Origin of the sequence: Pantoea agglomerans NBRC 102470, assembly GCF_001598475.1 — a bacterium.
Classification (GTDB): domain Bacteria; phylum Pseudomonadota; class Gammaproteobacteria; order Enterobacterales; family Enterobacteriaceae; genus Pantoea; species Pantoea agglomerans.
Genome location: NZ_BCZA01000006.1, coordinates 468027 through 491951 on the forward strand (window position 1 = coordinate 468027; position 23925 = coordinate 491951).

A 23925-nucleotide genomic window follows, 5' to 3' on the forward strand; every position below is an offset into this window, starting at 1 on the left:
CGCAAAATTCGATATTCCCTGGGGCCGTCCCCGGGGCTGACCGGCACGTAACAGGCGTACGCCGGTGGTGTGTTGAGAGGTCTGACGCAAAAGGCTGAGAAACTCAGTCCCGCTTGTCGCCATGGCAACGCTGACTCAGTTCCACACCAGCACTTCGGCGGGCGTCGGGTTCCAGCCGTTACAGGGGTTATTCAGCTGCGGGCAGTTGGAGATCAGCACCATCACATTGCATTCGGCTACCAGCTCAACGTATTTGCCGGGTGCCGATAACCCATCTTCAAAGGTCAGACCGCCTTCTGGCGTGACCGGAACGTTCATGAAAAAATTGATGTTGGCACCGATATCACGTTTGTGAAGGCGGCCATCGTGCAGGCAGGCACAGAGAAAGTTATCCCGACAGCTGTGCATGTAGCGCTTATCCTGGGCATAGCGCACGGTGTTGCTCTCCTGCGAGCAGGCTCCGCCCAGGGTATCGTGACGACCGCAGGTGTCGGCAACGATAGTCAGCAGCGGATTGCCCAGATTCGAATAGAGCACGCTGCCGGTGGTCAGATAGACGTTTCCCTGACGACGCAGCGTGCGCTGAGGATCGTAGCGTTCCCGCGGGTTATCGCTGTTATAGAACAGGGTATCAATTGCCTGATTCCCTTCGAGGTCGAGCAGGCGCAGCGTCTGCCCTTTTTTCACTTCGAACAGCCACGGCTCGCCTGCCGGTATCACGTGGCGATAGACGGCATCTTCAGGACGACGATCAGAGTTGATAAGGGTCATCGCAGCCTCCTTACAGGGCAAAAAGTTGGGTGTTATGAAGCGCGCGCTGGTTTTCACCACGCGTGACCATCGCTTCGCTGACGGCCTGCATATCGTCGGCCTGATACCAGCTCAGCTGGACCGGACGCGGGAGATAGTCAGCGGCGGGATCCTGCGGATGTGGCAGCGCGGTCAGCACCATCAGCACGTCCATGGGTGCGTACAGTTCAGTGAAATCGCCGGCGCAGCTGTTGCCCGCGCTGAACCGGAAGCGGCCCTTCTCATCAACCGTGACCTTGCTGAAAAAGTTGACGACCATCAGCAGATCTTCCAGACCCAGATCCCATTTGCCCATCTCAACCAGCAGGTTATCGGTGCCGTTGCGGTAGAAGCCGTTGCGCAGCTCCTGATAGCGTCCGGCTCCATACTTATCGTGCGTTTCCGCCGCGTTGAGTACGCCGCCAAACGGGTCGTGCCAGCCGCAGCTATCCGCCACAATCGCGGCCAGTACGCGTCCCATGTCGGAATAGAAACAGTGCCCGGTAGTCAGGTGAGCCGTATGCTGGCCTTTCAGGGTATCCGGCAGATTCAGGCGTTCACTTTTCTCGTGGGGATTGAGCATCATCATGCTGACGTTCGCGCCGCCCTCGATGTCGGTCAGGCGCAGGATTTGCCCTTTGCGCAGAATCAGCGAGGTGTGCCCTCCGCCAGGCAGCTGCTCTTCGCGCAGGCTCGGAGCTGAATGAAAAAGTGCGGTCATTGAGCGGTCTCCTTGAGGGGATAAATGTTGTTTTTACTGCCGGTTGCCAGCTGCGACAGCCGGGTTTCATTAAGCGGGATGTCGTAAGTGATACGCGCGCCCCAGGCATTGGGGGCCTGAGGATCGATGCGCACTTTGTCGAAAACCAGCAGCCGGGTGCCAAGATTGAAGCCTTCGGCAAGGTCGTGAGTGACCATAAACACCGTCATGCGGGTTTCGCTCCAGAGCTGGAGCAGCAGCGCATGCATATCTTTGCGGATGCCGGGGTCCAGCGCGCCGAAGGGCTCATCCAGCAGCAGTACGCGCGGCTGCAGCACAAAAGCCTGCGCAATGGCCAGCCGCTGCTGCATCCCGCCCGAAAGCTGCGCCGGATATTTATCGAGCGAATGGCCCAGCCCGACTTTCTCCAGCATCTGTTTTGCCTGCTCACGGGCATGGCGTTTTCGGGTGCCAAACAGCCGGCCAGTAAACGGTGAAGCCGGAAGTTCGAGGCCAATGGCGACGTTATCCAGCACGTTGAGATGAGGGAAAACGGAGTAACGCTGAAACACCACGCCACGGCTGCGATCGGGTTCCGCGCGCAGCTGTTCACCATCCAGCGTGATTGTTCCCCGTGTCGGCCTTTCCTGCCCCAGCAGCAGGCGTAAAAACGTCGACTTACCACAGCCGGACGCGCCCACCAGCGAACAGAATTCACCTTCTTTGACCTGCAGATTGATGCGTTCCAGCACCACGTGGTCGCCATACTCCTGCCAGATATTTTTGATATCGATAAAACTCATTCCCGGCCTCCTTCCGCCCAGGGGAAACAGGCTTTGTGCAATTGACGCAGCGCGAGATCCATCAGCCACGCCAGCAGCGTGATCCAGATGACATAGGGAATGATCACATCCATCGCCATATAGCGACGAACCAGGAAAATGCGATAGCCCAGTCCGGCGGTTGCGGAAATCGCCTCGGCGGAGATCAGAAAGAGCCATGCGGATCCCAGCAACAGGCGCAGCGAGGTGATCAGCCGCGACAAGAGCTGCGGCAGCACAACCCGCAGCACCACCGTCCAGCTGTTCGCCCCCAGAGTTTGTGCTTTGATAAACAGCTCTGCGGGGATTTCCCGCGCCCGATGTTCAAGGTCGCGCGCCAGCATCGGCGTAATCCCGATAACAATCAGCATCACTTTTGACAGCTCATCCAGCCCGAAGACGATAAACAGCATCGGCAGGAGCGCCAGCGGTGGGATCATCGACACCACGGTCATAAAGGGTGACAGCGCCGCGCGACTCATCGGGAAGACGCCCGCAGCAACACCGATGCAGAGACCAATCAGTGAAGAGATCGCCAGGCCGGTCAGCAGACGGCTTAAGCTAATCCACGTATCCGCCCACAGCAGATATTCGCCGCTGCGCTTGTCCGGCGTGAAGGCCATCCGATCAATGGCGGCGATCATCTGTGACAGGCCGGGCAGCAGTTTGTCGTGTGGGTTGGCTTCAAGACGCACCGCCGAACTGATAAACCAGACGGCGATCAGCAGCACAAAAGGTAATAGCATCAGCGTCAGGCGCATTCCCTGCCGGGGATAGCGGTTGATGTGGCGCATGGCAAATACTCCTGAGATCGGTGATTACAGCTTGCCCGCAGCGGCCATCTTCAGATAGCTGTCGTCAAAGCGCAGTTTGATGTTCGCTGTATCACCGACGGTGATGTTGCCAGGGAAGCTCATACCGATGAAGTCAGCGCTTTGTGCACCCTCGCCCAGTAATCCCTTATCAAAGGAGAACGCGGCGACGCGCTGCATGGTTTTCGCCAGATCGGGGGAAGAAACAAATGTCTGGGTTTCGGCTGGGGTCCAGAACAGGTGGGTGGTTTTCAGCTGCGCCTTGTATCCGGCGAGGTCAGTACCGGAATCGGCAGCCATCGCGCTCAGCGCCTGCGCATCACCGGCCTGCATTTTCGCCATCATCTCAAACCAGGCCCCGGTCAGTGCCTTACCCAGCGCGGGGTTATCTTTCAGGGTCTCGGTGTTCACCACCATCATGTCAATCAGTTCGCCCGGCACGGCCGAAGAGCTGAATACTTCTGTGGTTTGCGGGGTTTTCTTGATCACTGAAAGCTGCGGATTCCAGGCAACCGCCGCCTGCACGCCCTTGGTACCAAAGGCGGAGACGATATCGGCATCGGAGGTGTTCACGACCTTAACGTCTTTTTCCTGTAAACCGGCCTTCTCCAGACCGCGAACCAGCAGGTAGTGCGAAACCGACAGCGCAGGAAGATAGACAGACATCCCTTTCAGGTCGCTGAGTTTTTTGTTTACGCCTTTCAGCACCACACCGTCATTGCCATCAGAGAAGCTGCCGGTGATCAGCGCCGTGGAATCAATGCCGCCCGCCGCAGGTATGGTCAGGGCATCCATGTTGGTCATGGTGCAGCCGTCGAACTGACCCGCGGTGTACTGGTTGATCGACTCGATATAGTCATTGAGCTGGGTGATATGAATTTTGATGCCGTATTTGCTGGCCCATTTATCGATGATTTTCTCGTTGCTGATGGTGCCCCAGGGCATCCAGCCCGCATAGATGGTCCAGCAGATATTGAACTCTTTTTTGACCGCGGCGAAAGATGGCGCGCTGACCAGCAGCGTCAGCGACAGAATAAGCGTCAGGAGGGGTGAATTCTTCATGGTTGACCTCTGGTTGGCACAAAAAAACGGGAGCAGCGCAAGACACCATTTGGTGCCGCTGTCTCCCGGGCTTTTGTCCCGCCGTGTAACCTCACAGAGGTCGCCAGCTCTCGGACCAGACATTCACCTGCGTGAACCGGAACCCTAGCCAGCTATTTGCTATCAATTGTGTCGAACGCTGCTTACTGTTCAGACTTCAGCAAATGGCGTGCCAGAAATTAAATCATGATAAATCAGATAAATAGAAGGAGAAAAATCAAGAAGGCACCGTGATGGTGAGTCAGTAACGGGCGTTGCACATAATCAGTGCCGGGCAGGCAAGAGATATCAGAACCCTCAGTCAGTCTCTTTTTGTACTCACATCTATGCCGGAATGCAGACCCGGACCGTGACGCTCGTCACTTATCGCTATATAATCCACTGCATAACGTATTTTGAGGATAGTTAATGAAGCGCTTCTGGCAGGCATGCACACTCGGTTTACTGATACTCCTTCCGCTCTCTTCCCAGGCATCGCGCCAGATAACCGATCAGACAGGCCGCCAGGTCACGATTCCTGATCGTGTTGATCGTATTGTGGTGCTTCAGCATCAGACGCTTAACCTGCTGGTGCAGATGAACGCGACCGATAAAATCGTCGGTGTGATGGCGAACTGGAAGCAGCAACTTGGTGACAGCTATGCCCGCCTGGCTCCTGAGCTGAACCAGAAAGCGACACTGGGGGATCTGACGCATGTTGATCCCGAAAAACTGGTGGCGCTGCATCCGCAGGTGGTGTTTGCAACCAACTATGCGCCGCATGAGATGATCGACAGCATTACCGCGCTGGGCATTCCGGTGGTGGCTATCTCACTGCGTCATGACGAGCCGGGTGAAAAGGCAAAAATGAACCCCTCTATCCGCGACGAGGAAATGGCCTATGACAAAGGACTGCGTGAAGGGATTACGCTTATCGGCGAGATCATCAATAAACCGGCAGAAGCAAAAGCGCTGATTACGGCCACCGATGAGGGCCGCAAAATCGTCAGCGACCGCCTGAAGGATGTTCCGGCGGAAAAACGCATTCGCGCCTATATGGCGAACCCGGAACTGACCACCTACGGCTCAGGAAAATATACCGGCCTGATGATGCTGCATGCGGGCGCGGTCAATGTCGCCGCAGCGACCGTAAAGGGATTTAAAACCGTGTCGATGGAGCAGGTCATCGCCTGGGATCCACAGGTGATTTTTGTGCAGGACCGTTATCCCTCCGTCGTGAATGAAATCAACAGTTCACCACAGTGGCAGGCTATCGACGCGGTAAAAAATCATCGCGTCTGGCTGATGCCGGACTACGCCAAAGCATGGGGTTATCCAATGCCGGAAGCGATGGGGATTGGCGAATTGTGGATGGCGAAAAAACTCTATCCGCAGAAATTTCAGGATGTGGACATGAATAAGCTGGCCAATAAGTGGTATCAGCGCTTCTATCGCACCGCTTATCAGGGAACAGAGTGATGCGCGTACTGGCTGCGGGCAGCCTGAAAGCGGTCTGGCCCGCGCTGATGGCGTACTTTCCTGAGCCAGTTGAAACCCGGTTTGGCCCCGCCGGTTTGCTTCGCGAACGGATTGAAGCCGGTGAGCCCTGCGATCTCTTCGCTTCAGCCAGTGAGGAGCATCCGCAAAAATTGCTGAACGCTGGGCGAGCGCTGGCAGTCATACCGCTCACAACTAATAAACTCTGCATCACGGTTCGCAGCGATCGGCTACAGGCGGGAGACGACTGGTATCAGCTAGTGACCCGCGACACACTGCGGATCGCAACCTCTACGCCCACAGCCGATCCCTCTGGCGACTACGCGCAGGCCCTTTTCACCCGGATGGGCAAAGCCGGTGAAGCGGTGCGCCAGCGCGCAAAGGCACTGGTGGGTGGGCGCGACTCTGCACCCATTCCCGCAGGCAGGCTGGCGGCAGAATGGATTATCCTGGAGGATCAGGCGGATCTGTTTATCGGTTATGCCAGCCATCGGGCTGCCCTGAGCCAGATTGCCGGGCTGACAGTCGTTGATATCCCTGCGGCTTTCAATTCTGTTGCGCGCTACGCCTGTGCAGTCATTACCCCAGAGGCGCGTCGGCTGGTGGATTTTTTAGAATCGGAGCAGGCAAAAAAGGTACTGCGGGAAGCGGGGTTTGGCGGGGAGTAAATGCCTTTTCTGTCGCGGATGACTTTGCGCCCTGCCAGCATCTCGCTTTAAGGGCGCGAAACACCGCTCATTAAAGCTTAGCGAAATCCACCTTAAGCTTGTGACTGATATGTTCAGCCTGCTTGGTAGCACTATCAGCCTCGCCAGTCAGGATAAAAGCGATCGCGAAGGCGAAATCAAACGCCGCGCCCAGATCCTGTCCACTCAGCAAATTGCCATCTTTCACTACCGAGGCATTAACGTAAACGCCATCGGTAACACCTTCTGATGACGTACCAGAACTGACATAGCGACGCCCCCTTAAAAGACCCTGTGGCGCCAGCACTCTGGCCGCCGCGGAGCAGATTGGGCAGACCAGGCGGCCCGCCTCATCATGGCGGCGAATAAAATCTATCACTGCCGCATTTGCCGCCAGATTTTTGCTTCCGTCAGGACCACCCGGCACAATCACCGCATCAAACAGCCTGTCCCGATTCGCCTCCAGCAGCTCATCGGCGACAACCTTCACATGATGATAACTGTTCACTTCGCGATAGGGCTGACAGGCCAGGGTTGTAACCTGAACGCCCAGGCGTGAGAGGATGTCGAGAGTGATAATAGCCTCAGCTTCTTCAAAGCCAGGGGCAAGCAGCAGAGCAACATTCTTATCCATGAAAATTCCTTTTTAATTGGTGTGGATGAAGCAGAGAGCGTTTAATCCTGGTCTGTGCAGGCGCACCCTTTACTGATCCGAATCAAGTCTGAGCAGGGTTTTTAAACGGCAGCGGGCGACACTACCGTGGTGCGTCATGAAGTAAGTGCGTTTAAAACTCTTCCGGCTCGCCCGGCAGTGGCTCGGTCAGTTCCTGCCCCTTTACACCGGCATAGGTAATCACCAGTTCGGCTGGCTCATCCAGTGTGTAACCGCGATGCGCACTGTTGACCGTCTCATTGAGGGCTTCACCCGCATGGAAGGTGCGCTGTTCGCCGCTCTCTTTATCCTCAACAATCAGGGTGCCGGAAAGAATAAACGCCGCATTCGGCATTGGATGGGTATGCCAGGGCAATGACGTATGGGCAGGTAGCGAGAGCCGCATAACGGTCAGCTCAGGTTCGCCGGTGGGATAGGCTTCAAGAACGTCACCGTTCCAGGCCTGGCTGCTGCGCATCACTTCAACCGCGTTAATTTCGTTATCTTGCTTCGACATGGTTAATCCCTGTTAATAATCAATAGAATGCCAGTAGTGACCGATAAGTAAGCTTAGAAGAAAACTGTGTTGATGCCCGCCTGCGTTTTAATAAGCCTGTTAACAGGAATTTTCCGCCAGCGAACAGAGGGATGAAAACCGGCCATTAGCGGACTGGCTGAATGACTGATTAATTAATGTTCAATATTTGCGTTGTGGTTATAAGATATATTCCTCAGTCAGTACGCAACCTGTGAGTTCTGTATTATCTTTGAAGCCATCAACCACCTGAGGGATTTCTGATAATGAAAGGTCTGTTTACGGCATTACTCGCCAGTTCTGTTCTACTATTATCCGCCTGCTCAAAAGATGACGATAACAAAGTTAAAGTTGCGATTAATACCGGGCCTGATGAAGCAATCTGGCAGGTGGTAAAGCAGGTGGCGAAAGATAAATACAAGCTGGATGTCGAAGTGCTTAACTTCAATGACTATGTGCTGCCAAATGAAGCGCTGAATAATAAAGAAGTTGATGCTAACGCCTTCCAGAGCCTGCCTTATCTGGAATCACAGTCTAAAGAGCGCGGTTATAAGTTTGCGGTAGTGGGTAAAACGTTCGTCTTCCCGATTGCTGCCTATTCGCACAAAATCAAGAACATCAGTGAGCTGCAGAATGCTGCCACTATCACCATCTCTAACGAAGCCACCACGCTGGGACGCAGCCTGCTGCTGCTGCAGGCGCAGGGTCTGATTAAACTTAAACCGGATGTGGGTTATTTACCGACCTCACTGGATATCATCGAAAATCCAAAAAATCTGAAGCTGGTTGAAGTGGACACCCCACAGCTGACCCGCACCTTAGACGATCCCAACGTGACCCTGTCGATCATTAATACTAATTTCTCGGCTCAGGCTGGATTATCAGCGCACCGCGATGGCTTATTTATGGAAAGTGCCTCATCGCCTTACGTCAATGCGCTGGTATCACGTGAAGATAATAAAGACAGCGATAAAATTCAGAAGCTGAAGTCAGCGCTGCAGTCACCGGAGGTGGCGGCCAAAGCCGAAGAAGTTTACAAGGGTGATGCGATTAAAGGCTGGTAATTCGCCCGATAATCGATCATTAACGATCCAAAAAGGCCGCACTCTGTTGCGGCCTTTTTTTATATCTGCACTTTTACAGGCACATCTGCCAGCACTTATACATCCGCGCCAGCCCGCAAGATCACAGGAACGGTTACGCGGCTGCGCCTTTTGGCTGAGCAGAGAGGTGCCCTGCCCACAGACTGGCGACCCATTTCACCCCTTTAGACGTAAAACGTGCCTGAGAGAAAGCGTGCTGATTTTCGCCCGTGCCGGTATGCAGCGTAAAGTAGCCGGCCTGCATATGGTAGTGCTGCGGCGTCAGGGTGCCTTTTGCGCGATACATGATGTTGCGCTCCAGCAGAAACTGGCGAAACTCCGGTTCTTTCACTTTCAGCATTTTGCAGAGCTGCCGAAAGCCCAGCGAGTCATCAACCTCAACGAAGTTATCAAAGAACGCCGCCTTGGGTGCCGAGAGAGCCAGCTGCTGCTCCGCCGCCTGACGCTGTTCAAACTGCTCAGCCCAGGCGCGAGCGGCTTCAGCCGGATTGGTAAAGTCAGGCAGATGGGTCGTCTTCTCGCGATCCTGCCAGCGATCCAGCACTTCTGCAGTGAAGCCTGGCGACAGGCGTGCCACGGCCAGCAGCGAGTCACGCTTGCACAGACGGTACTCCTGACGCACTTCCCCTTCCCGCTCATACTCATTCACGCTGAGCGGCTGGGAGAGACGCTGAGCCGTCTCCAGACTTTTGATTAACCGCTTCACTTCTCCGTGTGTAATACCGGTCATCTGAGCCAGTTCACGACTGCTCATTGTGACCGATTGTTCCAGAGATTTGAGGCTTTCAGTTGAAATCATCATGGGTTCACCCCTCGCTAACGCTACCAATACCCGGCGGGCAGTCGATTAATTATACAAACACCTGTTCAAATATCCAGTATTTTATTTAAGCAATAACGTAACTGGAAACTGTTACGCAAACAACAGGGTGTGAGGCGGTTTGGCGGGCTGAAGAGTGCGTGCTGAATGCCTTGCAGGAGGCGTTGCGGGCTTTTGCGGCAGCATAAGCGGGTAATCCATCGCTAAGTTATTTACATATAATCACAATGATGGACACAGACTCTTTACATTACAGTATAGTGAAGGCTGTCAGCAGGTTACTGGCCTGCCGGGCTCACTATTTTGATTCGGGGTGCAGGGGCGAAATCTGGCCCGTTACCACTGGATGTCACCTTTTACTGGAGTAAGTCATGCAGCCGTTGAAAGTCGCCTTTATTAAAGCTAACTGGCACAGCGAAATCGTTTCTCAGGTTCTGACAGGATTCGAACAGGAACTGGAAAGCCGCGGTACCTCATATGAGATTAAAACATGGGATGTTCCGGGCGCTTTTGAAATGCCGCTGCTGGCGCAACGCCTGGCGCAGACCGGCAACTACGATGCGATTGTCTGTGCAGCACTGGTGGTGGATGGCGGCATCTATCGCCATGATTTCGTCGCGCAGGCTGTGGTAAGTGGTCTGATGCAGGCACAGCTGGCAACCAATGTGCCCGTCTTCTCGGTGTCACTCACGCCGCATAATTTCCAGCCATCGGCCGAGTTTATCGACTTCTATACTCAGCATTTCGTGAAAAAAGGTCAGGAAGCGGCGCGTGCCGTCTGCCAGATTCACGCCCTGGAACTCTGATACGACTGTAACGAATGCTGACAATGCGTTTGCCTGCGCTGTTAAGGAGAGAAAGTTGGAAAATACACGTCCGCCTCTACCGCCATTTACCCTGGCTGCACAGGCGATTGAAAAAGTCCGGCTGGCTGAGGATGGCTGGAACAGCCGGGATGCGGAGCGAGTCGCTCTGGCCTATTCAGCGGACAGTAAATGGCGCAATCGCGATACCTTTCTGACCGGCCGGGCAGAAATTATCGCCTTCCTGCAGCAAAAATGGCAGCGGGAGCAGCAGTATCGGCTGATTAAAGAGTTGTGGAGTTTTGACCAGAACCGGATTGCGGTGCGGTTCGCCTATGAATGGCATGACGAGCAACGGCAGTGGTATCGCTCATATGGCAACGAGAACTGGGCCTTTGATGAGCAGGGTTTAATGCAGCAGCGTTATGCCAGCATCAACGATCTGAAAATCAGTGAAGAACAGCGGCTGTTTCACTGGCCGCAGGGCCGACGCCCTGACGACCATCCTTCACTGAGCGAACTGGGCTTATAGTGCCAGCCCTTCCAGCGGAGAGCGCAGCTCTCCGCCGTCATCCACTCAGCCCTGCTCGTCCTTGTTCTCAACAAAGGTCGCTTTGTTGCGTGTGACCGTATAAGCCACCTTTTTGACATCGTCCGGTGACGTGGTCACTTCTACCGGCGCAATGGTCACCCGACCCATACCAAACAGAGTGGGTACATAGCCACCGACCTGGTGTTTTCCGGCCGGAACATGCAGCAGCATGCTTTCGCCGTTAGGCAATCTGCCGGCGTCTTTACCATCTACAGTCAGGAATACACTGGAGCCATCATCTGCGCGGGTCTTGATGTGTGAGACATCAATCTGCGTCGGGCCAGCAGCAAATTCATCTGGCGCATCGCTGGCGGCATGTTTTGCACAGCCAGTCAGTACAGCAGCAACCGTTACAACGGCGAGACTAAAACGATAACGCATTGGGCACTCTTTCTCCTGATCATCAGAACCCGCTATTTTAGCGATTTAGCGGGAGGATGTAAGGGGGATAAGAGTCGGCATGCTCTTAAAAGAGGCTTAAAAGTACCGATTTCCCGGTATATTTGCGTAAAGAATATTTACTGAATAAATACACAGTATTTTTATTGCCTGATCGCAGCGCTTTTAACCTGCTGATCAGCATAAATTTAATCGGAGAATAACAACGAATAAGCGTAGCGTCACAGGCACATAGCGCCGGTTTGCCTTAACTCTGCCTCTGTTAATTGGCTGTTATAAGGTTCATAGTGGTGGTTCATCCCCGGTTAATCCCGGCGGCCTTCCCCTCTACAGAGGGCACGATATGCATTCTTATACCACCGATACTGTTTGCGCCATAACCGGCACCCATCCCGCTAACCTGAAGAGCTGGATGAAGCAGGGATTACTGACGCCGCAGCAGTATCAGGAACGCTGGAGTGAGCATCACCTCAGTGAAATCCAGACCCTGGTTGGCTTAACAGCCACTGGCGCGACGCTCGACGAAATCTGGCAAGGTCAGCAGGCTGCTTCGACGGTCACCACCTTTGGCTGGGCGGCGCGCAAAGGTGACCTGCTCTGGCAGCTGGAATTTGGCACACCGCTGTCGCTTTCACGTCAGATGCACACGATGTCCAGCCATTATAGCGGTGATGATTTCGTCATTAATCTGCTGCGGCCGCTGAGCGCCTGGCTTTACGCCGATCTCCGTCGGGGAGCGTCACGTCGCCTCAACCGTTTTGAGCAAACCGTGCAGCAGCAGGCGGATAAAGTCATGCGCGCCTCATCGCGCAACGAATCTTCTATTCCTCTGTTTCTGGAAGCGGTGAGCGTACTTGATAAAACCGAAATCTGGCTTGAAGCCATTCGTCTTACTGCGATGGGCTTTAATGTCGAGGTTGACTCGCGTGCAACCGGGCTGCCAGCCGTTAAAACCGACCTTCATCAGCATCATGTGATGTGGTGTGGTGCCGGCATCAGCCAGCAGATGCAGGACTATTTTGAACAGCAGAGTCTGGATGGCCATCCGGTAATGCTCAGTGGACCTGATTGTAACCTGCAATTTGCCCAATCCAACGCCTCCAGCGCTGCCTGACAGCAGGCAGCGCCTTCTTTACCCCTGTTTTTCCGCGCCAGTAAATAATTTTTTTCGTTAAGAATCTCTTAAGGTGGTTCCGTATACTGGTGCCACAACCCTGACTCATTGACGAGACTAAGATGAAAAAGACCTTACTGACCTTCAGCCTTCTCCTGTTACCACTCACTTTTACTGCTGCTCACGCGGCCTCTGGCCTGACCGGTTGTGCAGCCAAAAAGCAGGAGATTGAGACCCAGCTCTCTTTTGCCCGCCAGCACAATAATACCCATCAGGTTGCCGGCCTTGAAAAAGCGCTGAGCGAAGTAAATCAGAACTGTACCGAAAGCAGTCTGCTAAAGCAGCGTCAGGAAAAAGTGGCAGAGAAAAAGTTGAAGGTACAGGAACGCGAACAGGAACTGGCTAAAGCGAAAGCAGAAGGCCGCAGCGCCAGCAAGATCCAGAAGCGCGAAGATAAACTGGCTGACGCTCGCCAGGAACTGAAAGAAGCCGAGCAGGCTCTGCATCAGTAAAACTCATTCTGGCCAGCCACTGCGCTGGCCCGTTATTCTCCCTTCCCCAGCCCTGACCCTCTCTCCTTTCTAAATACCTGATTAGCCTGCGCTATTAACGTCCAATCCATTACTTTATGTAATCCTTTGATTACTTATTCTCATGCACTTAATTGGTGCAGCAAAGTCAACATGGTTACGATCAATTATTTAACTTTTTGAACGCCCTCAAAGATTTGAAAGATAGCGATATTTCCTGTCCTATGCAGAAAATACGCACTCCACGCGCATCTTTATTCGTCTGTAAGGGGCCAGCAATACTAATCTATTCACTTACCCTGCCCCAAAACAGGGCATTACAGCGATGTGGCATGGCTGATGCCACATCTTATTTGTTTCAGTAGTGTTAGATTATGTCGGCGCAATGCAATGCGCTCTCCATCCACGGCTCCACACAATAAATAACTTCATTAAGAAAGGTTTTTTATGGATAAGTTATCTTATGCGTCTGAAAGCAGCACATCTGCCTGGTCCACCTATTTACAGCAAATCGACCGGGTTGCGCCCTATCTGGGCGATCTTTCACGTTGGATAGATACTTTGCGTCATCCAAAACGTGCGTTGATTGTTGATATTCCTCTCCAGATGGATGATGGCTCAATTCGCCATTTCGAAGGCTATCGCGTTCAGCACAACCTTTCGCGCGGCCCAGGAAAAGGCGGTATTCGCTACCATCCGGATGTCGACCTTAATGAAGTGATGGCGCTCTCCGCATGGATGACCATCAAATGTGCGGCGGTTAACCTGCCTTATGGCGGCGCTAAGGGCGGTATCCGCGTTGATCCGTTCAAACTGTCCGACGGTGAACTTGAGCGACTGACCCGCCGTTACACCAGCGAGATCGGCATCATCATCGGGCCGCAAAAAGATATTCCTGCGCCAGACGTCGGGACCAACAGCAAAGTGATGGCGTGGATGATGGATACCTACTCCATGAACCACGGCACAACGATTACCGGCGTTGTCACGGGCAAACCGATTCATCTGGGCGGTTCACTGGGGCGTGAAAAAGCCACCGGTCGCGGCGTGTTTATTACCGGACGCGAAGTGGCACGCCGTGCAGGTATTGAAATTGAAGGCGCACGCGTTGCGGTCCAGGGCTTCGGTAACGTCGGCAGCGAAGCGGCACGCCTGTTTGATGAGGCGGGTGCTCGTGTGGTAGTGATTCAGGATCACACCGCGACGCTGTTTAATGCCGATGGCATCAACATGGCTGCCCTGACCGAATGGCAGATCGCCAATAAGCAGATTGCCGGTTTCCCTGGTGCGCAGAGCATTGATAAAGAGGCGTTCTGGACCACAGGGATGGATATTCTGATCCCGGCGGCGCTGGAAGGTCAGATTACCCGCGAGCGTGCTGAAGTCCTGAGCTGCAAAATCGTGCTGGAAGGCGCAAACGGCCCGACCTATCCGGATGCCGATGACATGCTGGCCACCCGCGGCATTATCGTGGTGCCGGACGTGGTCTGTAATGCCGGTGGCGTGACCGTCAGCTACTTCGAGTGGGTTCAGGACATGGCCAGCTTCTTCTGGAGCGAAGATGAGATCAATCGTCGCTCAGACAAGATCATGACGGAAGCGATGGTACACGTCTGGGAAAAGTCGAAGGAGAAAGATTGCTCGCTGCGCACCGCGGCCTATATCGTGGCCTGTGAGCGTATTCTGATGGCGCGTAAAGATCGCGGTATCTACCCGGGTTAATGCCTGTGGCGCTGTTGCCTGCAGCAGCGCCCTTTTCCCTGACTACTTCATCAGCACCTGAAACTTCGGATTAAATTCATCGAAAATCGGTAAAGCGGCGGCGCCGAGAGCGGCTGTATCGCTGCCGGTCATGCCAATTTTTAGTCGCATATCGTTAAGATAACGTCCGCGCACCGACTGATAAAGCGGCGGCAATCGCTGCACCATCTGCTCCAGCAACGGCGCAGGCATCATCCCGCCAATAATCACCGCCTCAGCATCAAACACCGACTCCAGAATATTGATCGCCTGACGCAACGGCGTCGTCACATTCTCAATCCATGCGGTAAAACGCGCGGGTTCAATCTGCAACAGATCTTCGGGCAGCGCCCGCATTGGATCGAGACCGCAGAATTCATAAGCGGCCTGCAGCGAGACGTAACGCTCGAGGCAGCCCTGATTTCCGCAGTAGCAGTCGCGACCGCCCGGCTCGACCACAATGTGTCCGATTTCGCCCGCATTATGAGCGTGGCCGGTATAGATATGACCATCGGTAAAGATCCCCGCGCCCAGGCCGGTGCCGATATAGAGATAGATAAAGGAGTTCAGGTGGCGCGCTGTGCCGTGAAAGCGTTCGCCTATGGCGGCGACCGTAGCATCATTTTCCAGCGTCACCGGCAGACCACTGATGGTGGCGAGTTCAGCCTCGATATCGACCTGCTCCCAGCCGTTCAGCGTAGTCGGCCCCACTGATGAAATGCCCTCCACACCAAAAGGCCCTGGCATCACCACGCCAATCCCCAGCACTTTTTGCCACTGAGTACCCAGGAAGGCGCGCATCTCCTCCAGCACGCTGGCAATGCACGCCAGGGTGGCAGCAGGCTGGGGCTTTTGCACCATAACGAGGCGGCGGAAACGCACTTCGCCGCTGAGATCGACCAGAACCAGCAGCAGCGTCTGGTGATCAAGATGGATGCCGATCGACCAGGCACTGGTGGGATTGAGCGTAACCGGAATTGAGGGCTGACCACGCCCGCTGCGGCGCGGCTGGCGGCTGGTCAGCAGTTCGGCCTGCTCCAGTTCCGCCACGATATTCGAGACGGTCTGCGGCGTCAGCGCCGTCATGCGGGCCAGTTCGGCACGGGTCAGTTCACCGTGCAGGCGAATGGCTTCAATCACCACACGTCGGTTATGCGCCCGCGCATGTTCAAGGTTGGTACCCGAGGTTTTCATGTTGTTTTCCATTTCAGCGGGACCCGACAGTATTGGTCTCCGAATGCATTCGGGCAAACAATATCTTTGATGCTGCACGCAATTCTCGCGCATCAGGATAGGCAATTTTGCCATAAAAGCGCAGTCTGAGTTTCAGCGTTGTTACGGCTTTGTTGCAATGTCCTCCGGCACTGTGGCACGCCGTTTGCTTAGATTCAGACAGGTCAGTTCACCCACTGACCAAAATTACGTCCCCGATTAAATCAATCAAATTGATTTAATTAACCGACAGCCTGTTGCTGCACAGTGGAGAAGACCATGTTACAGCGTTACACACCCCAACTAAAAGCCGGTTTTGCCGCCTTACTGATGTTAAGCGCAGGCAGCGCGGCGGCGGCCAGCCAGATCAATGCCCTGTTTATGACCCAGGCGGCTTACAGCGAAAATGATATCCGCGCGATGACGCAAAATTTTCAGAAGCAGCACCCGGATGTCAGCGTCAATCTGGAGTTTGTTCCTTATGAGGCGCTGCACGACAAGATTGTGGCGGCGCGTGGCGCGGGCGGCAATGGCTATGATGTGGTGCTGTTCGATGCCATCTGGCCAGCGGAATTCGCCCGTTTCGATCTGCTGCAGGATGTCAGCGCACGCATTACGCCAGAGGATAAAGAGAAGGTCTTCCCGGGCGCGATGAACACCGTGGTTTACAAAGGTAAAACGCTGGGTATGCCGTGGATCCTCGACACCAAATACCTTTACTACAACAAAGCGATGCTGGCTAAAGCGGGCATCACCACGCCGCCACAGACCTGGCAGCAGGTGCTGGATGACGCGAAGATCATCAAGGATAAAAAGATTGTCACCTGGCCGCTGGTCTGGAGCTGGTCCCAGGCTGAGGCGCTGGTGTGTGACTACACCACGCTTGTTTCAGGCTTTGGTGGTCAGTTCTATCAGAACGGCAAACTTAACTTCTCCAGCCCGGCTTCACTCAAGGCGCTTAACCTGATGAAAAGCTCGCTTGATGAGGGCCTGAGTAACCCGGCGTCGCGTGAATATCTGGAAGAGGATGTGCGTAAATCGTTTTCTAATGGCGATGCGGCTTTCGCGCTGAACTGGACCTACATGTACAACATGGCCAACGATCCGAAGCAGAGCAAAGTGGCGGGCGACGTTGGGATCATGCCTGCGCCTGGCGATGCACCTGGTAAAGTCGGTGCGGTGAACGGCTCAATGGGGCTGGGGATCACCAAAGGCAGCACCCATGCCAACGAGGCGTGGCAGTACATTCAGTACATGACCTCACAGCCGGTACAGAATCAGTATGCGAAGCTCAGCCTGCCGATCTGGAAATCCTCTTATCAGGATGAAGCAGTGAAAAAGGATCAGGAGAGCCTGATTGCTGCGGCGGACAAATCGCTAAACGTGATGCTGTCACGTCCGGAGACCGCTGACTATTCCCGTCTGTCGAACCAGCTGCAGCAGCAGTTACAGCAGGTGTTGCTGGGTAAAGCCCCGGTGCAGGACGCGATGGCGACGGTTGATAAAAGCGCCGCCCGGCTGCGTTAAGGAGTCACGATGCTGAGTTTGCGTCAACGCGAACAGCGTCAGGCATGGGTGCTGCTGGCACCCATGTTGCTGGTGATGCTGCTGTTAACCGCCTGGCCTCTGCTGCGTACCATCTGGCTCAGCTTTACCGATGCTGCGCTGATTGGCAGTGGTGAAACGCCTGCCTGGATTGGGCTGGAAAACTATCTCTATGCGCTTAGCGATCCCGACTTTCGGGCGTCGATCTGGCGCACACTCTATTTCACCCTTGTGTCTGTCACCGTTGAAGGGATTATCGGCGTGCTGGTGGCGCTGCTGCTGAATCAGAAATTCATCGGGCGCAACGTTTTGCGTGTACTGGTGATTCTGCCGTGGGCGCTGCCGACCATCGTCAATGCCATGATGTGGCGGCTCAACTTCAACCCTGACTACGGCAGCATCAATGCCCTGCTCAGCCAGCTCGGTATCATTGACGGTTATCGCAGCTGGCTGGGATCGCCGGAGGCGGCGCTCAATGCGGTGATGTTTGCGGATATCTGGAAAAACTATCCGCTGGTCACCCTGCTGGTGCTGGCGGCGCTGCAGTCGATCCCCGAGGATCTGTTTGAAGCGGCACGACTGGACGGTGCCTCCGCCTGGCGGCGTTTCCGGGCGATTACCTTCCCGGCGATTGTTGCACCGCTCGGCGTCGCGCTGGTGTTACGCACCATCGATGCTTTCAAAATCTTCGACATCATCTACGTGATGACGCGCGGCGGCCCAGTGGACAGCACCAAAACCCTGAGCTTTTTCGTTTATCAGGAGTCGTTCAGCTATCTGCGTGCCGGCAGCGGTGCCGCCTACGCGATACTGATGACCCTGATGTGCGCCCTGCTGATCACGCTCTATCTGCTGATGTTATGGCATCAGCGCCGCCGGAGTACCGCTTATGAAAACTAAACTGCGACGGGTCCTGCGTTACGGGGCTGCACTGCTGGTCGCCGTCAGCATCCTGGCCCCGATGGGCTGGCTGTTTCTGATGAGCGTCAGTTCCGCCAGCGATCTCTCCCGCGTGCCGCTGGAGTGGCTGCCGCGTCAGTGGGATTTCAGCCGCTATCAGGGGCTGGTTTCGCTGGCACCGAATCAGCCCGGCAACGTTTTTCTGCACGCGCTGGGCAACAGTTTGCTGGTGGCGACGGTGGCCACAGCGATCTCGCTGCTGCTGGCGATACCTGCGGCGTTCAGCTTCTCACGCTACAGTGGTCGTGATGCCTGGCTTTCCGGCGCTCTGGCAATCTATATGGTGCCGCCCGTGGCGTTTGTGCTGCCGCTCTACTTTCTGCTGCAACAACTGGGGCTGCTCAACACCCGTCCCGGCCTGGTGATTGTCTACTGCTCACTGATCCTGCCGTTTCTGACCTGGATGCTGAAGAACCAGTTCGACTCACTGCCACGTGATATCGAACAGGCAGCACGGCTTGATGGCCTGCGCTTCTGGCAGGTTCTGCTGCGCATTACGCTGCCGCTGGCAAAGCCGGTGCTGGGCGCTGCCGCGCTGTTCGGCTGGCTGCTCGCCTGGGATGAGTTTTTCTACGCGCTGCTGTTCACCAGCAATATTTCGGCACAGACCCTGCCGGTCGCCATTGCCGGTTTTACCGCCGGACGCGCGACCGATGACGGGCTGATCGCGGCAATCGGCATTCTGGCTTCGGTGCCGCCACTGTTTATTGCCATCTGGTTGCAGAAGACGCTGGTCAGCGGTCTCACCAGCGGCGGAAGTAAGGGATAATTATGGTCACTACCCTCACGCCCACCCTCTATGTGGTGGGCAATATAAATGTTGATTTAATCATGAGTACGCTCAGCGACTGGCCGCAGCGCGGCACGGAAGTGATGCTGCAGCACAGTGAGTTACGTCCCGGCGGGTCCGCAGGTAACTGTGCGCTGGCGCTGGAGGCGATGCAGGTGCCGCATCGGGCCATTGCCAATCAGGGCGACGATGGCTTCAGTCACTGGCTCGCCAGTCACTTTCCTCATAGCGCTGCATACTGGCCGCGCTATGCCTGTGAAACCTCGCTGACGGTAGGCGTGACCCATCCCGATAACGAACGCTCGTTTCTCAGCAATCACGGCCATATTACCGTGCTGACCGCGGACGATGTGCTGGCCCAGTTGCCGTCGCAGGCGACGTCGGGCGACATCGTACTGCTGTGCGGCACCTTTCTCTGTCTGGAACTCTATGATCACTACCCGGCGCTGCTGGCCGCGCTGCAACAGCGTGGCTTCTGTGTCGCCGTGGATACCGGCTGGCCGCCTGCGGGCTGGAGCGATGGGCTTCGCTTACAGATTGGCAACTGGTTAGCGGACTGTGACTGGCTGCTGCTGAATGAGGTGGAAGCGCTGGGCTTATCGGGCGCAGAACTGCTGGATGAAAGCGGTAAACAGCTGGCGGCCCGGCTCAGTGGTCGCGGCGGCTGTGTGATTAAGTGTGGCGCAGAGGGCGCACGTCTCTGGTCTGCCGCCTCTGTGCAGTATGCTGCTGCCCAGCCGGTGACGGTGGTAGATACCATTGGAGCCGGTGACAGTTTTAATGCCGGTTTTCTTACTGCACTGCTCTATCACCAGCCATCGCACACGGCGCTGCGCTGGGGCATTGAAGTGGCATCACAGGCGATAAGCAGCTCTCCGCGCCGCTATCCCAGCTGGCAACAACTCCAACTATCAAATGAGGTGCGCTGAACATGGCCAGTGTTGAACTTGTACAGGTGGCGAAGCGCTACGGTAAACAGAGCGTGCTGCACCCGCTGGATTTAACCATTCCTGATGGCAGTTTCACTGTGCTGGTCGGCCCCTCCGGCTGCGGCAAATCAACCTTGCTGCGGCTGCTTGCCGGTCTGGATACCGTCTCTGACGGGGCGATCATGCTGGATAAAAAACAGATTAACGATCTCGATCCTGCTGACCGGGATATCGCCATGGTGTTTCAGAGCTATGCGCTCTATCCGCATCTCACCGTCGCGGAGAATCTGGCGTTTCACATGCAGGTGAAAAAGGTGAAGCGCGAGGAGCAAAAAAGCAAAATCGCCCGCATTGCCGGCATTCTCGGCATCGATCAGCTGCTGCAGCGTTATCCAAGAGCGTTGTCGGGTGGACAGCGGCAGCGCGTGGCGATGGGCCGCGCCATGGTGCGCAATCCGCAGGTGTTTCTGTTTGATGAGCCGCTCTCTAATCTTGATGCGCAGTTACGCATGGAGCTGCGGGCCGAGATCAAGTCGCTGCATCAGCGTTTCAAAACCACCATGGTCTATGTTACCCACGATCAGGTCGAGGCGATGACGCTGGCAGATCAGATTGTGGTGATGAAAGAAGGGGTCATTGTGCAGCAGGGTGCACCGCTGGCGATTTATGACCGCCCGGTTAACACCTTCGTGGCGCGGTTTATCGGGTCACCGCCGATGAATCTGCTGGATGCCCGTTTCCAGACACGCGATGGGCTGCCTGGCGTCTGCTGTTGCGAGCAGTGGCTGCCGTTACCGCGTCGCTGGCACAGTGCGGCACAGCAGCAGGCCGATCAGCCGGTCACGCTTGGCGTACGACCCCACGATCTGATTTTTGATGCCAGCGGGCAACCGGCGGCGGTCAATATTGTTGAGATCACCGGCGAATCGACCCTGCTACATCTGAACTGGCAGGGTTTCCCGCTGCATATGCAACTGACAGGCCGCAGCGATGCCGTGCCTGGCGGCACGCTGCCGGTGACCGTTAACCCGGATAAAATGCACTTGTTTGATGCCAGCAGCGGTGTGCGGCTGACGGAACAGTGATAAAAATAAACCCGCCAGCGGCTAATGCCAGTCAGTTAAGCGACAGATGATAACGCAGTCTGGTGCCGGGCAGGGGCTGGCGGTCCTCGCGCCGCTGCGCGTTCCTTCACTTCATTCCTCTGCCTGACGGACCGCCGGGGATGGCACATCCTGTGCCGCCCCGCCTTTCGCCCGCGTCCTGCGGGCTCTCCTGGCAGACTCATTCTGTTCAGCGCTGCGGATTGCCTGCCCCTGCCCGGACCAGCCTGCTCTGAAACTTCAGTGTGTATTGTTAAAAAGGGCACGAGAGTGGAGGCCTGAGCGCCTCTGCTGCTGAAAGGGCTATCCGCAGCGCTGAGGCGTGACGTTGGGCCAGAAGTCCACGCAGGGAAGCGTGGACAGTTCGGGGCCGGCCAGGGAGGGCCGATCCCGAACGGTTCGTCGGCACGACGTCAAAGCCGAAGGTACCGCGTGAGCGGCGCGAGGACGGCCCGGCAGCAGCAGAGGTGCGCTGGCCCGCACTGCGGCTCGCTCGCCCGGAAAAAAAGGCTGTCACGTTTAACCGTGACAGCCTTTACAAATCTAATCTTAACTGATCAGCATTGCGCCAGCGGCGGGTTTTTTATTTTGTGAAGCAGAGTCTGGATCAGGAAACATACGCCTGCTTACGCCAGATGAAACTGCTCTACCGTCTGTGACAGCTGCTGCGCCTGATCCTCCAGCGAACTGGCGGCAGCCGACATCTGCTGCACCAGCGCGGCATTCTGCTGGGTGACGCCATCCATTTCATTGACGGCAATCGTTACCTGGCTGATGCCACGCGCCTGTTCGCTTGATGCTGTAACAATCTCACCGATAATCCCCTGCACCGAATTCACCGCCTGCATCATCTCCTGCATGGTTTTACCGGCATCGTTTACCAGCCGGACGCCGCTCTCGACCCGCACGCTCGACTCTTCAATCAGTGCGCCGATCTCTTTCACCGCGTTCGCGCTGCGCTGGGCCAGATTACGCACTTCAGAAGCCACCACGGCAAAACCGCGTCCCTGCTCACCGGCACGTGCAGCCTCCACCGCCGCATTCAGCGCCAGAATATTGGTCTGGAAGGCGATGCTGTTGATCATGGTGGTAATGTCGCCGATCTTTTTCGAACTGTCGTCGATCTGCGCCATGGTCTGCACCACCTCACCCACCAGCGAGGCACCCCGACTGGCGATGTGGGTAGCGTTTTCAGTCAGGCTGGTCGCCTGCTGCGCGTTATCGGCATTCAGGCGAATCGTGGCGCTGATCTGCTCCATGCTGGCTGCGGTCTGCTCCAGCGCGGCGGCCTGTTGTTCGGTGCGTGACGCCAGATTGAGGTTTCCGCTGGCAATTTCACCCGCCCCCTGGCGTACTGATTCACTGGAATCTTTAATCTGCCCGACAATCTGCCGGAGCTGGCTTTGCATGGTATCCAGGGCGAAAAAGAGGCTGCTGCGATCGCCGTTTTTCACCACAATCGCGTTATCCAGTTTGCCATCGGCGACAGCCAGCGCAATATGCGCCGCTTCAGCCGGCTCGCCACCAATCGGACGCAGCACTTTACGGCTGAACAGCATGCCCAGCACCGTCCCGACCAGCAGAACGCTCACGACCATCAGGATCACCGCCCACATCAACTGCCGGTTTGAGGCGGCCATCACCTCACTGACTGGTGCCACCACGCCCAGATACCAGGGTTTGTCGCTGTTACCAATCACCACCGGCTGCCAGGTGACCAAAGCGTCTTCACCCAGCACGGCATCAAATCGCTGGACGACTTTTGACGTAAAACCCTCTTTTTCGCCTTTCCAGGGCTTCCCGGCTTCATCTTTCACCGGCGAAGAGACCACATTCCCGCCGTGAGAAAGCAGCAGCGCATAGCCGCTTCCCTGCCAGGGTTTAATCTGATTCACTTTCTGTTGCAGTGATGCCAGTGAAATGTCAGAGGTAACAATCGCCTTTAAGGTGCCCTGATCGATAATCGCGGCGGCGACGGAGGTGAGCAACGTCGGTACGCCGTTGTAGGCATAGCTATAGGGTTCGGTTAGCGTATCTTTTTGTGTTTTTTGCGGGATCAGATAGTAATCGCCCTGACCCGGTGTCAGATAGGAGAGCAGCGGATGCATCGCGTATTTTCCTGACGCGTCACGATCCACAAAAAAGGCATAACGACCCTGTGGGGCCTGACCTGGCTGTGAAGCAAAATCAGCATCCCGGCCATCAAACGCATTCTGTTCAAATATCACTGACATCGACAGATAGTCAGGGTTAGCACGCAGCGCATACTCCATCACCTTATCGGCCGCTTTGCGATCGGTAATGCCTACGTGGGGCAAGGCAATCAGACTTTGTCCAAGGTGACTCGCGACATCACGTGCATGGCTCAATTCCTGCTGCACCTGTAAGGCACGGCTCTGCGCAATCTGCTGCAGATATTGTTCGGCCAGCGCCTTCTGCTCTTTACCGGATTGCCAGCTGAGAACCCCAATCGTCACGGTAAATCCCAGCACTATCGTTAAACCACCCATGATCAGCATCTGGGCACGGGTACTCATTCTTTTCTTATGTGTTAACTGACTGACCATAGTGCTTCCCCTGAAATTTACCTGGCTCAATACCTCCTTGTAGTTATGGTGCTCCTGAGATCATCTATCGGCGGCGTTTTTTTGAACTTTAATGGCCATTTCCCCGCCGTGATGGGGGTCTCACAGCGCGTGATTACGGGAAGTTG

At 55.5% G+C, this 23925-nt stretch carries 24 protein-coding genes and 1 riboswitch; of the genes, 13 read left to right on the top strand and 11 right to left on the bottom strand.

The genetic code is table 11. The features are described 5' to 3' along the window. Positions 1-135: 135 nt before the first annotated feature. From PAG01S_RS14735 to PAG01S_RS14755, 5 genes are read right to left on the bottom strand one after another with little or no spacing between them, the layout of a single operon-like run. Positions 136-771 carry an urea amidolyase associated protein UAAP2 gene (locus tag PAG01S_RS14735; protein WP_010670353.1) on the bottom strand — a complete coding sequence of 212 codons (636 nt, stop codon included), beginning with the start codon at positions 769-771 and terminating at the stop codon, positions 136-138. A 10-nt stretch (positions 772-781) separates the two neighbouring features. After that, a complete protein-coding gene (locus PAG01S_RS14740; RefSeq protein WP_062759275.1) occupies positions 782-1510 on the bottom strand; it encodes an urea amidolyase associated protein UAAP1 in 729 nt (242 codons plus the stop codon). Next, positions 1507-2292, bottom strand: coding sequence for an ABC transporter ATP-binding protein (locus tag PAG01S_RS14745; protein ID WP_062759278.1), 786 nt, complete (start codon positions 2290-2292; stop codon positions 1507-1509). The genes PAG01S_RS14740 and PAG01S_RS14745 overlap by 4 nt, the downstream gene beginning before the upstream one ends. Beyond that, entirely contained in the window at positions 2289-3104 is an 816-nt protein-coding gene (locus PAG01S_RS14750; protein ID WP_010247123.1) for an ABC transporter permease, read from the bottom strand. The genes PAG01S_RS14745 and PAG01S_RS14750 overlap by 4 nt, the downstream gene beginning before the upstream one ends. 24 nt (positions 3105-3128) lie before the next feature. Further along, on the bottom strand, positions 3129-4184 hold the full coding sequence (locus PAG01S_RS14755; RefSeq protein ID WP_062759280.1) for a putative urea ABC transporter substrate-binding protein: 1056 nt from the start codon (positions 4182-4184) through the stop codon (positions 3129-3131). A gap of 60 nt (positions 4185-4244) precedes the next feature. Then, a riboswitch (guanidine-I (ykkC/yxkD leader) is annotated at positions 4245-4343 on the bottom strand. A gap of 288 nt (positions 4344-4631) precedes the next feature. On the opposite strand from PAG01S_RS14755, the gene PAG01S_RS14760 reads away from it, so the two are divergent. Together PAG01S_RS14760 and PAG01S_RS14765 are read left to right on the top strand one after the other, a co-directional pair. Further along, positions 4632-5681, top strand: a complete 1050-nt coding sequence (locus PAG01S_RS14760; RefSeq protein WP_062759282.1) for an ABC transporter substrate-binding protein — start codon at positions 4632-4634, stop codon at positions 5679-5681. Then, positions 5681-6367 (top strand): molybdate ABC transporter substrate-binding protein, encoded by a 687-nt coding sequence (locus tag PAG01S_RS14765; protein WP_062759286.1) that lies wholly within the window; start codon positions 5681-5683, stop codon positions 6365-6367. The genes PAG01S_RS14760 and PAG01S_RS14765 overlap by 1 nt, the downstream gene beginning before the upstream one ends. A gap of 70 nt (positions 6368-6437) precedes the next feature. Here PAG01S_RS14765 and PAG01S_RS14770 read toward each other — a convergent pair whose 3' ends face one another. Both PAG01S_RS14770 and PAG01S_RS14775 read right to left on the bottom strand, forming a co-directional pair. Beyond that, on the bottom strand, positions 6438-7019 hold the full coding sequence (locus PAG01S_RS14770) for a DJ-1/PfpI family protein (RefSeq protein WP_062759288.1): 582 nt from the start codon (positions 7017-7019) through the stop codon (positions 6438-6440). A gap of 151 nt (positions 7020-7170) precedes the next feature. Continuing rightward, on the bottom strand, positions 7171-7554 hold the full coding sequence (locus PAG01S_RS14775) for a cupin domain-containing protein (RefSeq protein WP_010670360.1): 384 nt from the start codon (positions 7552-7554) through the stop codon (positions 7171-7173). 284 nt (positions 7555-7838) lie between these two features. On the opposite strand from PAG01S_RS14775, the gene PAG01S_RS14780 reads away from it, so the two are divergent. Further along, positions 7839-8636, top strand: coding sequence for a MetQ/NlpA family ABC transporter substrate-binding protein (locus PAG01S_RS14780; RefSeq protein ID WP_062759290.1), 798 nt, complete (start codon positions 7839-7841; stop codon positions 8634-8636). A 133-nt stretch (positions 8637-8769) separates the two neighbouring features. Here the strand turns inward: PAG01S_RS14780 and PAG01S_RS14785 are convergent, their stop codons facing one another. Continuing rightward, positions 8770-9477 (bottom strand): phage antirepressor KilAC domain-containing protein, encoded by a 708-nt coding sequence (locus PAG01S_RS14785; RefSeq protein WP_010247108.1) that lies wholly within the window; start codon positions 9475-9477, stop codon positions 8770-8772. Between the two features lie 389 nt (positions 9478-9866). Here PAG01S_RS14785 and PAG01S_RS14790 point away from each other — a divergent pair, with 389 nt between their 5' ends. Beyond that, entirely contained in the window at positions 9867-10301 is a 435-nt protein-coding gene (locus PAG01S_RS14790; protein WP_010247107.1) for a 6,7-dimethyl-8-ribityllumazine synthase, read from the top strand. Between the two features lie 55 nt (positions 10302-10356). After that, the gene (locus PAG01S_RS14795; protein WP_010247104.1) at positions 10357-10830 is read left to right on the top strand and encodes a nuclear transport factor 2 family protein; all 474 of its coding nucleotides are present in this window, start codon (positions 10357-10359) and stop codon (positions 10828-10830) included. A 45-nt stretch (positions 10831-10875) separates the two neighbouring features. Here the strand turns inward: PAG01S_RS14795 and PAG01S_RS14800 are convergent, their stop codons facing one another. Next, complete coding sequence (locus PAG01S_RS14800; protein WP_033760447.1) at positions 10876-11271, bottom strand: hypothetical protein; 396 nt, start codon at positions 11269-11271, stop codon at positions 10876-10878. A gap of 361 nt (positions 11272-11632) precedes the next feature. Here PAG01S_RS14800 and PAG01S_RS14805 point away from each other — a divergent pair, with 361 nt between their 5' ends. From PAG01S_RS14805 to PAG01S_RS14815, 3 genes are all read left to right on the top strand, one after another. Beyond that, on the top strand, positions 11633-12403 hold the full coding sequence (locus PAG01S_RS14805; protein WP_073970681.1) for a MerR family transcriptional regulator: 771 nt from the start codon (positions 11633-11635) through the stop codon (positions 12401-12403). 122 nt (positions 12404-12525) lie between these two features. After that, positions 12526-12915, top strand: a complete 390-nt coding sequence (locus tag PAG01S_RS14810) for a DUF1090 domain-containing protein (protein WP_010247098.1) — start codon at positions 12526-12528, stop codon at positions 12913-12915. Between the two features lie 465 nt (positions 12916-13380). Beyond that, positions 13381-14655 carry a Glu/Leu/Phe/Val family dehydrogenase gene (locus tag PAG01S_RS14815; RefSeq protein WP_010247095.1) on the top strand — a complete coding sequence of 425 codons (1275 nt, stop codon included), beginning with the start codon at positions 13381-13383 and terminating at the stop codon, positions 14653-14655. A gap of 42 nt (positions 14656-14697) precedes the next feature. Here PAG01S_RS14815 and PAG01S_RS14820 read toward each other — a convergent pair whose 3' ends face one another. Then, on the bottom strand, positions 14698-15867 hold the full coding sequence (locus tag PAG01S_RS14820) for an ROK family transcriptional regulator (RefSeq protein WP_033787030.1): 1170 nt from the start codon (positions 15865-15867) through the stop codon (positions 14698-14700). 297 nt (positions 15868-16164) lie between these two features. Here PAG01S_RS14820 and PAG01S_RS14825 point away from each other — a divergent pair, with 297 nt between their 5' ends. Genes PAG01S_RS14825 through PAG01S_RS14845 form a run of 5 tightly spaced genes read left to right on the top strand, consistent with a single transcriptional unit; the run spans position 16165 to position 21194 of the window. Continuing rightward, entirely contained in the window at positions 16165-17412 is a 1248-nt protein-coding gene (locus tag PAG01S_RS14825) for an extracellular solute-binding protein (protein WP_062759293.1), read from the top strand. 9 nt (positions 17413-17421) lie between these two features. After that, on the top strand, positions 17422-18330 hold the full coding sequence (locus tag PAG01S_RS14830; protein ID WP_022624334.1) for a carbohydrate ABC transporter permease: 909 nt from the start codon (positions 17422-17424) through the stop codon (positions 18328-18330). Continuing rightward, positions 18320-19159, top strand: a complete 840-nt coding sequence (locus tag PAG01S_RS14835; protein WP_062759295.1) for a carbohydrate ABC transporter permease — start codon at positions 18320-18322, stop codon at positions 19157-19159. The genes PAG01S_RS14830 and PAG01S_RS14835 overlap by 11 nt, the downstream gene beginning before the upstream one ends. 2 nt (positions 19160-19161) lie before the next feature. After that, positions 19162-20109 carry a carbohydrate kinase family protein gene (locus PAG01S_RS14840; protein WP_033760463.1) on the top strand — a complete coding sequence of 316 codons (948 nt, stop codon included), beginning with the start codon at positions 19162-19164 and terminating at the stop codon, positions 20107-20109. A gap of 2 nt (positions 20110-20111) precedes the next feature. After that, a complete protein-coding gene (locus PAG01S_RS14845; protein ID WP_062759296.1) occupies positions 20112-21194 on the top strand; it encodes an ABC transporter ATP-binding protein in 1083 nt (360 codons plus the stop codon). A gap of 644 nt (positions 21195-21838) precedes the next feature. Here PAG01S_RS14845 and PAG01S_RS14850 read toward each other — a convergent pair. Further along, on the bottom strand, positions 21839-23779 hold the full coding sequence (locus PAG01S_RS14850; RefSeq protein ID WP_062759301.1) for a methyl-accepting chemotaxis protein: 1941 nt from the start codon (positions 23777-23779) through the stop codon (positions 21839-21841). Positions 23780-23925 lie beyond the last annotated feature (146 nt).